Annotated in this window: 13 protein-coding genes; 8 read left to right on the top strand and 5 right to left on the bottom strand. The window is 64.9% G+C overall.

The window, feature by feature from the left end; all coding sequences use genetic code 11:
- The first annotated feature begins 61 nt into the window (after nucleotides 1-61).
- Nucleotides 62-550, top strand: a complete 489-nt coding sequence (locus RN01_RS18545; RefSeq protein WP_017510819.1) for a copper chaperone PCu(A)C — start codon at nucleotides 62-64, stop codon at nucleotides 548-550.
- 85 nt (nucleotides 551-635) lie between these two features.
- Here RN01_RS18545 and RN01_RS18540 read toward each other — a convergent pair whose 3' ends face one another.
- Nucleotides 636-1,571, bottom strand: coding sequence for a LysR substrate-binding domain-containing protein (locus RN01_RS18540; RefSeq protein ID WP_017510820.1), 936 nt, complete (start codon nucleotides 1,569-1,571; stop codon nucleotides 636-638).
- Nucleotides 1,572-1,625: 54 nt separating this feature from the next.
- Entirely contained in the window at nucleotides 1,626-1,856 is a 231-nt protein-coding gene (locus RN01_RS18535; RefSeq protein WP_017510821.1) for a cysteine-rich CWC family protein, read from the bottom strand.
- 197 nt (nucleotides 1,857-2,053) lie between these two features.
- Between RN01_RS18535 and argB the strand changes: the two genes are divergently transcribed.
- The 6 genes from argB (at nucleotide 2,054) to RN01_RS18505 (ending at nucleotide 7,661) form a co-directional block, all read left to right on the top strand.
- A complete protein-coding gene (argB, locus tag RN01_RS18530) occupies nucleotides 2,054-2,983 on the top strand; it encodes an acetylglutamate kinase (RefSeq protein ID WP_024569271.1) in 930 nt (309 codons plus the stop codon).
- A gap of 64 nt (nucleotides 2,984-3,047) precedes the next feature.
- The gene (locus RN01_RS18525) at nucleotides 3,048-4,052 is read left to right on the top strand and encodes a pyrimidine 5'-nucleotidase (RefSeq protein WP_024569272.1); all 1,005 of its coding nucleotides are present in this window, start codon (nucleotides 3,048-3,050) and stop codon (nucleotides 4,050-4,052) included.
- Complete coding sequence (slmA, locus tag RN01_RS18520; RefSeq protein WP_011515058.1) at nucleotides 4,049-4,699, top strand: nucleoid occlusion factor SlmA; 651 nt, start codon at nucleotides 4,049-4,051, stop codon at nucleotides 4,697-4,699. Before RN01_RS18525 ends, slmA begins: the two co-directional genes overlap by 4 nt.
- Nucleotides 4,700-4,969: 270 nt before the next feature.
- Entirely contained in the window at nucleotides 4,970-6,142 is a 1,173-nt protein-coding gene (locus RN01_RS18515; protein ID WP_008647216.1) for a homoserine O-acetyltransferase, read from the top strand.
- Entirely contained in the window at nucleotides 6,139-6,750 is a 612-nt protein-coding gene (gene metW, locus RN01_RS18510) for a methionine biosynthesis protein MetW (protein ID WP_008647215.1), read from the top strand. The genes RN01_RS18515 and metW overlap by 4 nt, the downstream gene beginning before the upstream one ends.
- A gap of 92 nt (nucleotides 6,751-6,842) precedes the next feature.
- Nucleotides 6,843-7,661 (top strand): acyl-CoA thioesterase II, encoded by an 819-nt coding sequence (locus RN01_RS18505; RefSeq protein ID WP_017511579.1) that lies wholly within the window; start codon nucleotides 6,843-6,845, stop codon nucleotides 7,659-7,661.
- 1 nt (nucleotide 7,662) lies between these two features.
- On the opposite strand, the gene RN01_RS18500 is transcribed toward RN01_RS18505, so the two are convergent.
- Nucleotides 7,663-8,943, bottom strand: a complete 1,281-nt coding sequence (locus tag RN01_RS18500) for a muropeptide transporter (protein ID WP_017511580.1) — start codon at nucleotides 8,941-8,943, stop codon at nucleotides 7,663-7,665.
- 107 nt (nucleotides 8,944-9,050) lie between these two features.
- Here RN01_RS18500 and RN01_RS18495 point away from each other — a divergent pair, with 107 nt between their 5' ends.
- Entirely contained in the window at nucleotides 9,051-10,016 is a 966-nt protein-coding gene (locus RN01_RS18495; protein ID WP_223277300.1) for a M48 family metallopeptidase, read from the top strand.
- A 73-nt stretch (nucleotides 10,017-10,089) separates the two neighbouring features.
- Here RN01_RS18495 and argC read toward each other — a convergent pair whose 3' ends face one another.
- The gene (gene argC, locus RN01_RS18490; protein ID WP_017511582.1) at nucleotides 10,090-11,037 is read right to left on the bottom strand and encodes an N-acetyl-gamma-glutamyl-phosphate reductase; all 948 of its coding nucleotides are present in this window, start codon (nucleotides 11,035-11,037) and stop codon (nucleotides 10,090-10,092) included.
- 225 nt (nucleotides 11,038-11,262) lie between these two features.
- Entirely contained in the window at nucleotides 11,263-12,039 is a 777-nt protein-coding gene (locus tag RN01_RS18485; protein WP_017511584.1) for an exodeoxyribonuclease III, read from the bottom strand.
- Nucleotides 12,040-12,043: the final 4 nt, after the last annotated feature.

The raw sequence follows: 12,043 nt of genomic DNA, 5'->3' as shown, positions 1-12,043 counted from the left end.
CTGCGTGATCTAATGACCGCCCTCAACACCCAATTCGTGCTGAATCGTGGAGATGTTCCCTATGCAAGCCAAGTTCCGCGCGGCCCGCGCCGCATCGATCGCAACCCTCGCCCTGGCCGGTCTGCTGGCCAGCGCCCAGGCCATGGCGCAAGTCGACGTCAGCGACGCCTGGGTGCGCGGCACCGTGCCGGCGCAGACCGCGTCTGGCGCGTTCATGACGCTGCACGCGCATCAGGACGCCAAGCTGGTCGGCGTGTCGTCGCCCGTGGGCACCGCCGAACTGCATGAAATGAAGATGGAAAACAACGTCATGCGGATGCGCCAGATTCCCTCGCTGGATCTGCCGAAGATGCAGGACGTGCAACTGAAGCCGGGCGGCTATCACGTGATGCTGATGGGCCTGAAGCAGCAGCTCAAGGCGGGCGACACGGTGCCCATCACGCTGAAGTTCGAGCAGAACGGCAAGGTGGTCGAGCAGCAGGTGAACGCGCAGGTTCGCGACATGACCGCTTCCGCGCAGGGTGGCGGCCACGGCGATCACAAGCACTGAAGCGCTGATGCGCAGATTTCCGGTGCTGATCCGGGTACGTTGAGCGTCGGCACCGGACCCCGTCAGGGGTCATCGGACGGGGTGGTCAGCCGCGCAGGCTGATCGCGTCTGAGCTTTCCGCTTCCGGCGCGACCGCTTGCAGTACCCGTTCGCGCAGCCAGGTCAGTCCCGGGTCCGCGTCGGCTTTCGCCGGCCAGATCATGCAGAACGCGAAGCCGGGGATTGTGAACGGCGCCTCGAAGATCGCCAGACGGTCGTCTGCCAGCGCTTCGAGCGAGCGGCGCGCGGTGGTCAGGACCATGTTGGTGCCAAAGATCAGGCCGGGCGCCACGCTCCAGTGCGGCACGGTGCAGGCGATCTTGCGTCGCCCGCCCAGTCGGGTCACGGCCGCGTCGATGGCGTCCCCGCGCTCGGTGGCTGCGGTCACCAGCACGTGCGAGCGCGCCAGATAGGCCACGTGATCTAGCCGGCCCGTATCGCGGACCGTTGCGGCGTCCACGGCACATGCAAAATCGTCGTCGAACAGCACCGCGGTGCGCACGCCTTCCGGCTCGAACGCGAAGGCGCCGAATGCCAGGTCGATCTGGCCATCTGCCACTTGAGCGGTCATCGTTTCCAGACTGCCCTGCGTGACGGTGAGGTCAATATTGGGCGCGGCCTTGCGCACCGTGCGCAGCAGGCGCGGCAACACCACCAGCGAACCATAGTCGGACATCGCCAGCTTGAACGTCCGCCGGGCCGTGGCGGGCTGGAAGCCACCGGGCCCCAGCAGGATGCGGACCTGCGCGAGCGCCTCGGCCAGCGGCGCGGCCAGTTCGTGGGCGCGCGCGGTCAGCACCAGGCCGCCCTGGCCGCGTACCAGCAAGGGATCGTCGAGCAACTGGCGCAGCCGCGCCAGCGAGTGGCTCACGGCGGGCTGACTGAGCTGCAGGCGCAGTGCGGCGCGCGAAATATGGCGTTCCGCCAGCAGCGCTTCCAGCACCACCAGAAGGTTGAGGTCGATTCCACGAAGGCTATTCATGCCGCGAATGTTAAACCGAACTTGGGGTGTTTGGGCATTCGCTGCTCTAAAAATTCAATCTGGAGCAACGGCGTCCTGGGGGACGTCGTCCTGCCGCTGCCGAAGGCAGGTCGGACACAGGCAATGCTGGCCCGCCACGATCTTGCGCGACGGCAGCAGCGGCAGGCTGGCGCACCAGCATTCGGGCAGCCCGGCCACGTAGCCACAGACGAACGCGGCGCCGCAACGGCTGCAATGTTCGACCGGCCGCAACTGGCCTGTATGGATCGTCGACGGATCGGTCATCGTATGCCACTCATCCGGATTGCAATGTGGTCGCGGGTTTCTTGTAAAATCGGCGCCTGCCGTGGCCGGATGGCGCACCCGGGGGGATCCCTGTGACGCGCCGCTTCCCAGACGGCTATTGCCGCAACGCCGGCCTCGCGCGTCCTTTGCCTGTCCGGCGGACGATTAGTCATGATACCTGCTCCACATCACACGGAATGTCCAAAGCCATGAACGCTGACAATCCTGAGCCTGCTACCAAGTCGGTTGCGGCCATCGCTCCCTCCCTCAAGGCTGAAATCCTTGCCGAGGCGCTGCCTTATATCCGGAAGTTCCACGGCAAGACCATCGTGGTCAAGTACGGTGGCAACGCGATGACGGAAGAGAAACTCAAGCACGGTTTCGCGCGCGACGTGATCCTGCTGAAGCTCGTCGGCATGAACCCGGTGGTTGTGCACGGCGGTGGCCCGCAGATCGACGAGGCGCTCAAGAAGGTCGGCAAGGTCGGCACGTTCATCCAGGGGATGCGCGTGACCGACGAAGAGACGATGGAAGTGGTCGAATGGGTGCTCGGCGGCGAAGTCCAGCAGGACATCGTCATGCTGATCAACCAGTACGGCGGCCAGGCCGTGGGCCTGACCGGCAAGGACGGCGGCCTGATCCGCGCCAAGCGTTTGCAAATGCCGGACCGCGAGAACCCGGGCACCTTCATCGACATCGGCTACGTGGGCGATATCGAGGCGATCAACCCGGCCGTGGTGAAGGCGCTGCAGGACGATGCCTTCATCCCCGTGATCTCGCCGATCGGTTTCTCCGACGATGGCCAGGCCTACAACATCAACGCCGATGTGGTGGCTGGCAAGATGGCCGAGATCCTCAAGGCCGAGAAGCTCGTCATGATGACGAACATCCCGGGCGTGATGGACAAGAAGGGCAACCTGCTGACCGACCTGTCCGCGCGCGAGATCGAGGAACTGTTCGCCGACGGTACGATCTCGGGCGGCATGCTGCCGAAGATCTCGTCGGCGCTCGACGCGGCCAAGAGCGGTGTGCACTCGGTGCACATCATCGATGGCCGCATCGAACACTCGCTGCTGCTCGAAATCCTGACCGAACAGGCCTTCGGCACAATGATCCGCTCGCACTGAGCGCGTCATATGGGAATCCGCCGCGTGCGGGTTCCCGCCTCTTCCTCCATCTCCAGATACCCGCGTGTTCATTCGTCAGCCCACCCAGCGTCGCGGCGTAGAACGCGCTCGCCTGCATTCCTCCCACCGGCCGCGGCGCCATCTGGTCCGCGGCGTGGCCGGCAACACGTCTGGCGACACCGTCTGGTTGTTCGACCTCGACAACACGCTGCACGATGCCTCGCACGCCATCTTTCCGGCGATCAACCGACTGATGACGGCTTACGTGGCGCGTGTGCTTGGTTGCGACGACACTACGGCCAGCCGGGTGCGCGTCGACTACTGGCAGCGCTACGGCGCCACGCTGCTCGGCATGGTCCGTCACCATCAGGTCGATCCGGCAGACTTCCTGCGCGCCGCGCATGATTTCCCCGAGCTGGCGGACATGGTGCGCGTGCGACGAGGTCTGGTGGCCGCACTGCGCCAGTTGCCGGGGCGGAAGATCCTGGTCACGAACGCACCGCGCAACTACGCGCGCAGCGTGATGGCGATCGCTGGCATCGATCGATGCTTCGAGCGGGTCGTGGCCATCGAGGACATGTGGGTGCACGGACACCTGCGTCCGAAGCCGGACCGCCGCATGATGCTGCGGTTGCTGGCGCAGATCGGCGTGGCGCCGCACCGGGCGGTGCTGGTGGAAGATACGCTGTCGCACCTCAAGCACTATGCGGGGTCGGGTATCCGCAGGGCCTGGGTGACCGGCTACCTGCGCACGATCGCACCGTCACGGCCGCACGTGGTGGTGCCGGCTCAGGACGCCAGCGTGCCCGGCGCGGCGCGCGACGCGGTCACGCGCTCGACGCTGGCCGCCGAAGACCGCCAGCGTGTGGCGCATCTGGCGCAGGAACGGTCGGTGACGCTGGTGGCGGCCGAGAGCCAGGACCCCACCCGTGCGGCAACCACGCCACAGTCGCAGCCCGATCATTTGCCGCGTGTGCGGGCACGCGTGACGAATCGGCCCGGCTATGTGGACATAAAAGTACAATCGATGCATCAACTCCTACGACGAATGTGGAGAACCGGGTCATGACTCAAACCATTTCAAGCCAGGCAGAGGCGGACACGCCCGCTGGCCACTCGCCGGAAGCGGCGCCCGCGCGCAAGCGTCCGCGCCCGGGTGAACGCCGTATCCAGATCCTCCAGACGCTGGCAGGGATGCTCGAACATCCGCGCGGGGAAAAGATCACCACCGCGGCGCTGGCTGCGAAGCTCTCGGTATCCGAGGCCGCGCTGTACCGGCACTTCGCCAGCAAGGCGCAGATGTTCGAAGGCCTGATCGGCTTCATCGAGCAGACCGTCTTCGGCCTGATCAACCAGATCACCACGCAGGAAGAGCATGGGCTGCGCCAGGCGCAGGCGATCGTGCGCATGCTGCTGTCGTTCGCCGAGAAGAACCCCGGCATGACGCGTGTGCTGACTGGCGAGGCGCTCGTCGGCGAACACGAGCGCTTGCAGGAGCGCATCAACCAGATGATCGACCGTATCGAGGCGTCGCTGCGTCAGTGTCTGAAGGTGGCCGTCAGTCAGGCGGCGTTTCCGCCCGATGCCGATATTCCGTTGCGCGTGGCGCTGATCACGGCGGCCGTGCAGGGGCACTGGCATCGCTTCGTGAAGAGCGGTTTCCGCAAGGCGCCGACCGAGAATATCGATGCGCAACTGCGCATCCTGCTGGGCTGATCCGAACAGGAGCGGGCACAAAAAACGGTTTGCACTATAATGTGCGGGTCGCGCCGATTTGATGACTGGCTTGCGGGCGCGCGGCGATGGGAAGGGAAGTCTTCCGGTTGCCAATATAAATGCGGCTAAAGAGGTTGGGTCGGTGCCTCGCGGAAGATTCATGCATGGCACCGGCACGCGGGACACCGCGAACGCCCGACTTGGCTGCGAAGCATCACACGCACTGCCAGTCGGGTTTTTTTATGCCTGCCTCACTCGCGGGCCCCGCTCATGACCGATGTCGCTCCTCCCGCTGGTGTGCTCGACGTGCCGACCGATTCCGTCGGTGTCGTTACGCCCCAGCGCATGCATTTTTCGGAGCCGCTGCAGCTCCGCAACGGCAGCCAGATCGCCGACTACGACCTGATGGTCGAAACCTACGGCACGCTGAACGCCGCGCGGACCAATGCCGTGCTGGTTTGTCACGCGCTCAACGCCTCGCACCACGTCGCCGGCATCGCCGCGGACAATCCGCGCGATATCGGCTGGTGGGACAACATGGTGGGCCCCGGCAAGCCGCTCGACACCAACCGCTTCTTCGTGATCGGCGTGAACAACCTCGGCTCGTGCTTCGGATCGACCGGGCCGATGAGCACCAATCCGTCGACCGGGGCGCCGTATGGCGCGTTGTTCCCGGTGGTGACGGTGGAAGACTGGGTCAACGCGCAGGCGCGCGTGGCCGACATATTCGGCATTCAGCAGTTCGCCGCCGTGATGGGCGGCAGTCTGGGCGGCATGCAGGCGCTGGCCTGGAGCCTGATGTATCCGGAGCGGCTGCGCCACTGTATCGTGGTCGCTTCCACGCCGAAACTGTCCGCGCAGAACATCGCGTTCAACGAGGTCGCGCGCAGTTCCATCCTGTCGGACCCGGATTTCCACGGCGGCAACTACTACGCGCACAACGTCAAGCCGAAGCGCGGCCTGCGCGTGGCGCGGATGATCGGCCATATCACCTATCTGTCCGACGAGGACATGGCCGAGAAATTCGGCCGCTCGCTGAAGGCCGAGGACATCCGCTTCTCGTTTGACGTCGAGTTCCAGGTGGAAAGCTACCTGCGTTACCAGGGCGACAAGTTCGCCGAGTATTTCGACGCGAATACCTACCTGCTGATTACGCGCGCGCTCGACTACTTTGATCCGGCGCTGGCCCACGGCGGCGACCTGACGCGCGCCATGGCGCAGACGCAGGCCGGCTTCCTGGTGGTCAGCTTCACCACGGACTGGCGCTTTGCGCCGAACCGCAGCCGCGAGATCGTCAAGGCGCTGCTCGACAACAAGCGACCGGTGTCGTACGCGGAGATCGACGCTCCGCACGGCCACGACGCCTTCCTGCTCGACGACGCCCGCTATCACAACCTGATGCGCGCCTACTACGACCGCATCGCAGAGGAGATCGGCGCATGAACGCGGCTTCCAATCCGAATATCCTCGCGCTGCGTCCGGACTTCCGCGCTATCGCGCGCTGGATCGAACCGAACTCCACCGTGCTCGACGCAGGCTGCGGCGACGGCAGCCTGCTGCGCGTGCTGCAGGACGAACTGGACGTCCAGGCCTACGGCATTGAGATCCGCGATGAAGAGGTGCTGGCTTGCGCCCAGAAGGGGGTGCATGTCATCCAGCAGAACCTGGAAGGGGGGCTGGCGCTGTTCGAGGACCAGAGCTTTGACACGGTGATCCTGTCCCAGACGCTGCAGACCATCCACAACACGGCCCAGGTGCTGCGCGACACCCTGCGCGTGGGCCGCGAGTGCATCGTCTCGTTCCCGAACTTCGGCTACTGGCCGCACCGGCTGTCAGTGTTTCGTGGCCGGATGCCGGTGTCCGAGTCGCTGCCGTACCAGTGGTACAACACGCCGAACGTGCGTGTGCTGACGATCAGCGATTTCGAGGCGCTGGCGCCCAAGGTGGGCCTGCGCGTGCTCGATCGCGTGGTGATGCACGAGGGTGTGACGGTGAACTGGGGCGTCAACTGGCGCGGCAGCCTGGCGGTGTACCGAGTCTGCGCGGTCTGATGGGGTATCGGTCCGGCGAGTCGATAGCTTGACGCAAGCCTCTGGCAGGCATACCGTACGTGAGTTACCGAACGATCGTACTATTTCCTGCCATGACGCAAGCGCCCCTGCATCCACTCGATCTAGCACTGAAGCTCGAACCCGCTGGCGAACATCGCTATGTGGGCCATACCAGCCAGGCTTACTGGAACATGATCGGCCCGTTCGGCGGAGCTACCGCGGCCGTGATGCTGCAGGCCGCCCTGGTGCATCCCGAGCGTCTGGGCGACCCGATTGCGCTCACCGTCAACTTTGCGGGGCCGATTGGGGAAGGTGACTTCGAGGTCGAGGCCCGGCCGTCGCGCACCAATCGCTCGACCCAGCACTGGCATCTGGAACTGCGCCAGAACGGCGAGGTGACGACCACCGGCAGCGCCGTGTTTGCCGTGCGTCGCCAAACCTGGAATTCGGGCGAGGCCGTGATGCCGCAGGTGCCCGCCGCCGAATCGCTGCCGGTCATGAGCGGTTTCGCGCCGGTGAAGTGGCTGGGCAGCTATGACATTCGGGCAGTCCGCGGCGCCAAGCCGACCACGGCCCCCGGGACCGAGAACCCTGACAGCCTGTCCCAGTTCTGGATTCGGGACGAACCGGCACGCACGCCCGACTATGCGTCGATGGCGGCATGGTGCGACGCGTTCTATCCGCGCATCTTCCTCAAGCGCGCGGGCTTCGTGCCGGCGGGCACGGTATCCCTGACCACATATTTCCATGCCGATGCCGCCACGCTGGCGGCAGTTGGGGACAGCCATGTGCTGGGCTGCGCGCAGGCGCGCGTGTTCCGCCAGGGCTTCTTCGACCAGAGCGCGGAGATCTGGAGCGCGAGCGGCGAATTGCTCGCCACCTCGCACCAGATCGTCTACTACAAGGAATAAGTTACGCCGGGCGCGGCACGGCAGGTTCGGCCGGTTCCCGCGCCTGCGCTTCGTAGCGGTGGACGGTGTTGCGCATGGCCCAGAGCAGCGCAACGCCGGGCACGGCCGCGATGACGGTGCCAAGGTAGAACGGCGCCCATCCCCAGGCTTCGACCATGTAGCCGGAGGTCGGCCCCACGTAGACGCGTCCGATCGACGCCAGCGCAGATAGCAGCGCGTACTGGGTGGCAGAGAATGACCGGTTGCACAGCGTCATCAGCAGCGCCACGAAGGCCGCAGTGCCCATGCCGCCGCAGAGGTTTTCGACGGCGATCGTCGCACCCATCGTCCACAGGTGCGGCGGCGTGACGGACAGGATCCAGTAGCCCAGATTCGACACGCCCTGCAGGATGCCGAACAGCATCAGCGAACGGTACAGGCCAAGGCGCACCATCAGCGAACCGCCGAACAGTGCGCCGATGATCGTCGCAGCCAGCCCCAGCGTCTTGTTGACGATGCCGACCTCGCCCGGATCGAAGTCCAGGCCGCGAATCAGGAACGTGGTCGACAGGCTGCCCGCGAAGGCATCGCCGAGCTTGTACAGCACGATCAGCAGCAGCAGCCACCACGCGCCCTGGCGGCCAAAGAAATCGCGCAGCGGCCCGACTATCGCTTCTTCCAGCGAGCGCGGCGCGCGCGCCGGGACGTCCGGCTCCGGCGCCCAGATCAGCGTGACCAGCCCAACGCTCATCAGCGCCGCCATCAGCAGGTACATGTGTGACCACCCCAGCACGCGATCCGCCAGATAGAGCGCCAGCCCTCCTGAGACCAGCATCGCCAGCCGGTAGCCGAGCACCTTGACCGCCGCGCCGGCGCCGCGCTCGGTCGGGCGCAGCACGTCGGTGCTGTAGGCATCGAACACGATGTCCTGTGAAGCCGACAGGAAGGCGACCAGTGTGGCCAGCGCGGCCAGCGCCCACAGTGCCTCGTGGGGCGGACAAAACGCCATCGCCGCGATGCTGCCCACCAGCCCGAGCTGCGTGACCAGCAGCCAACCGCGCCGACGGCCCAGTAGCGGCGGCGTGAAGCGGTCCATCAGAGGGGCCCAGAGGAACTTGAAGATATAGGCCTGGCCGACCAGCGAGAAAAAGCCGATCGTCTTGATGTCCAGCCCTTCGACCGTCATCCACGCCTGCAGCGTGCCCGAGGTCAGCGCCAGGGGGAGTCCGGAGGCAAAACCGAGCGTCAGCATGGCCCCGATGCGGCGATTGCGGAAGATGTCGAGATAGTCTTGAAAAGTCATGATGGCGAGGACGGCGCGCGGCTGGCTGTGTATTATTGCATCACCAATTCCGCGCCCCCGAACAAGTCGAAACTTTCTACCCAGCGAGCCCTGCCTTGAACCCGAACGTGTCCGACACATCGTGCCGGTTGCGCCAGCAGGCCGTGGCCGCAGCCGTCGTACTGGCTGCCGCGCTGGGCGCCGCGCATCCGCTTCCCGCGCGGGCGCAGGGAGTTGCCGTGGTTTCCGCGCCCGACGATGGCGTGCGGGTCGATCGTCGCTATTCGAAGGTGCGGGAAATCGTGCCAATGGAGGTGATCGACCAGCAGGCCGCGCGCGAGTACGAACAGGTCAAGCAGGAAGCGATCGCCAAGCACACGCTGGCCGACGAAGACGATCCGCAGGTGAAGCGCCTGCGCGAGATCGGCATCCGGCTGCTGCCGCAGACCGTGCTCTGGAATCCGCGCGCCGGGCGCTGGGCCTGGGAAATCAACCTGATCCGGTCCAAGCAGGTCAACGCCTTCTGCATGCCGGGCGGCAAGATGGCAGTCTATTCGGGCCTGCTCGAGGAACTCAATCTGACCGACGACGAAGTGGCCGTGGTCATGGGCCACGAGATCTCGCACGCATTGGAAGAACACGCCCGCCAGCGCGCGGCGCAGGCCGAGATCTCGAACCTGGGCGCGAACGTGGTGTCGCAACTGACCGGTTTCGGCAACCTCGGCAATATGGATATCGGTTCCAATGCCAAGATGCTGTCGCTGCGCTTTTCGCGCCAGGAAGAGACCGAAGCCGACCTGATCGGCATGGATATCGCCGCGCGCGCCGGGTATGACCCCCGCGCGGCCATCACGCTCTGGCAGAAGATGGGCGCGGTGCTCAAGGCCGGCGACGAGTTCACCTCGACCCATCCGTCCGGCCGCAGCCGGATCGCCGTGCTTCAGGCGCATATGAATGAAGTGTTGCCGCTCTATGCCAAGGCCATGAATATGCCGATGGAAAAGCTGCCGCCTTACAAGGCCAATATGACTGACCTGCACGACGCGCCGGTCGACGCGGGTGACGAGGATCTCCAGCATCCGCTGAAAAAGTAGCGGCGGTGGCCCGGACGGGCGAAAAAAAACCGGCTCAGATCGAGCCGGTTTTTCTTTTGAAGCGGGCGAGACGTCAGGCAACGAGCCCCGTGGCTTCGTCGGCGCCGATATGGACGTTCATGCATTGCACGGCCGCGCCGGCCGCACCCTTGCCGAGGTTGTCCAGGCGCGCCACCAGGTTCAGGCGTTCTTCGTTGCCGAAGACGAACAGGTCCACGCGGTTGGTGTCGTTGTTCGCCTGGACGTCGAAGAAGCCGTTGTCCAGATTGGCGTCGCTGTTGAACGGATGGACGCGCACGAACTGCTCGCCTTCGTAGTGCTTGCGGTAGATGTCGAGGATGGCTTCCGCATCGGCCTTGCGCGACAGCAGCCCCGGATACACCGGCACCGTCACGGCCAGACCCTTCAGGAAGTTGCCGACGATCGGGTTGAAGATCGGCGCCTGCGACAGGCCGGTCTGCACACGCATTTCCGGCAGGTGCTTGTGCGCCAGACCCAGCGCGTACGGACGCGGGCTCATCAGCTTCGGATTTCCGCCGGCTTCGAACTCCGCGATCATCGACTTGCCGCCGCCGCTGTAACCGGTCAGCGAGAACGCCGAAGCCGGATAGTCGGCAGGCATCAGGCCGGCTTCCACCAGCGGACGCACGGCCAGCACGAACGCGCTGGCGTGGCAGCCCGGCACGGCGATGCGCTTGCTGCCGCGCACCTTCTCGCGCTGGCCACGGGTCAGTTCCGGCAGGCCGTAGGCCCAGTTGTCAGCCGTGCGGAACGCCGTGCTGGCGTCGATCACGCAGGTGTCGGGGTTGGTCACCAGCGACACGGCCTCGCGCGAGGCCACGTCCGGCAGGCACAGGAAAGAGACGTCCGAGGCGTTCAGGAATCGTGCTCGCTCCTGCGGGTCCTTGCGCTTGTCATCGGCAATGCGCAGCAGTTCCACATCGGTGCGACCCGAGAGATAGTCAAGCAGCCGGAGACCGGTAGTGCCTTCCTGACCATCGACGAACACTTTGAAAACCATGGCGGACTCACTCTGAAAAATGCGAAAAGTCTCGCGTCCTTGGGGGCGGAGAACCAGCATTGTAACGAGGTTGGGTGTCCGGTGCAGGGTTTACGCGAGAGTGGCGGCCGCTGCCATCCGATCAGTCGGCTGAAGCTGCGGGACCGTCACCCGAACCTGCTCGACGAGATGCGCGCCATCTGAAAGCGGACGGCACCCCCGGCGTTGCACCGGGGGATGCGCACATCACAACGGAAAATCGTAATCGATCGACAGCGGGGCGTGGTCGCTGAACTTCTCGTCCTTGTAGATCGACGTAGCCTTGGCGGTAGCCGCGATTTTCGCCGTGGTCAGGTGGTAATCGATGCGCCACCCCACGTTCTTCGCGTACGCCTGACCGCGGTTGCTCCACCATGTGTACTGTTCGGGGCGCGGGTCCAGCTGGCGGAATACGTCGACATAGCCGTGGTTGTCGAACAGTTCGCCGATCCAGGCGCGCTCCTCGGGCAGGAAGCCGGAGTTTTTCAGGTTGCCCTTCCAGTTCTTGATGTCGATTTCCTTGTGGGCAATGTTCACGTCACCGCACAGCACGATCTCGCGGCCGCTGGCTTTCAGCTCCAGCAGGTGCGGCAGGAAGGCTTCCATAAAACGGAACTTGGCCTGCTGGCGTTCCTCCGAGCTTGAGCCGGAAGGCACGTAGACCGAGATCACGGCGAGGTGCGGATACTGCACTTCGACGTAGCGGCCCTCAGCATCGAACTCCGTATTGCCGAAGCCGATGATCACGCGCTCCGGCTTGTGGCGGGTATAGACGCCCACGCCGCTGTAGCCTTTTTTCTCGGCATAGTGGAAGTAGCCGTGATAGCCGTGTGGCGCCAGGAACGCTTCGGTCATGTCGGCTTCCTGGGCCTTGAGTTCCTGAACGCAGACCATGTCTGCTTCCTGCTTGCCCATCCACTCGAAGAAGCCCTTCTTGGAGGCGGAGCGGATGCCGTTGAGGTTGGCGCTGATAATCCGTAACATCTCG

This window comes from Cupriavidus sp. SHE (assembly GCF_000812445.1).
Lineage (GTDB): Bacteria > Pseudomonadota > Gammaproteobacteria > Burkholderiales > Burkholderiaceae > Cupriavidus > Cupriavidus metallidurans.
Note: the sequence above shows the minus strand (reverse complement) of the source record. Positions and strands in the feature narration are given on the sequence as shown.

Coding starts and splice junctions, on each gene's coding strand:
- metW (WP_008647215.1), top strand. CDS start 6,139: ATGAACGCGGCTTCCAATCCGAATATCCTCGCGCTGCGTCCGGACTTC.
- RN01_RS18535 (WP_017510821.1), bottom strand. CDS start 1,856: ATGACCGATCCGTCGACGATCCATACAGGCCAGTTGCGGCCGGTCGAA.
- RN01_RS18500 (WP_017511580.1), bottom strand. CDS start 8,943: ATGACTTTTCAAGACTATCTCGACATCTTCCGCAATCGCCGCATCGGG.
- RN01_RS18545 (WP_017510819.1), top strand. CDS start 62: ATGCAAGCCAAGTTCCGCGCGGCCCGCGCCGCATCGATCGCAACCCTC.
- slmA (WP_011515058.1), top strand. CDS start 4,049: ATGACTCAAACCATTTCAAGCCAGGCAGAGGCGGACACGCCCGCTGGC.
- RN01_RS18515 (WP_008647216.1), top strand. CDS start 4,970: ATGACCGATGTCGCTCCTCCCGCTGGTGTGCTCGACGTGCCGACCGAT.
- RN01_RS18540 (WP_017510820.1), bottom strand. CDS start 1,571: ATGAATAGCCTTCGTGGAATCGACCTCAACCTTCTGGTGGTGCTGGAA.
- RN01_RS18505 (WP_017511579.1), top strand. CDS start 6,843: ATGACGCAAGCGCCCCTGCATCCACTCGATCTAGCACTGAAGCTCGAA.
- argB (WP_024569271.1), top strand. CDS start 2,054: ATGTCCAAAGCCATGAACGCTGACAATCCTGAGCCTGCTACCAAGTCG.
- argC (WP_017511582.1), bottom strand. CDS start 11,037: ATGGTTTTCAAAGTGTTCGTCGATGGTCAGGAAGGCACTACCGGTCTC.
- RN01_RS18485 (WP_017511584.1), bottom strand. CDS start 12,039: ATGTTACGGATTATCAGCGCCAACCTCAACGGCATCCGCTCCGCCTCC.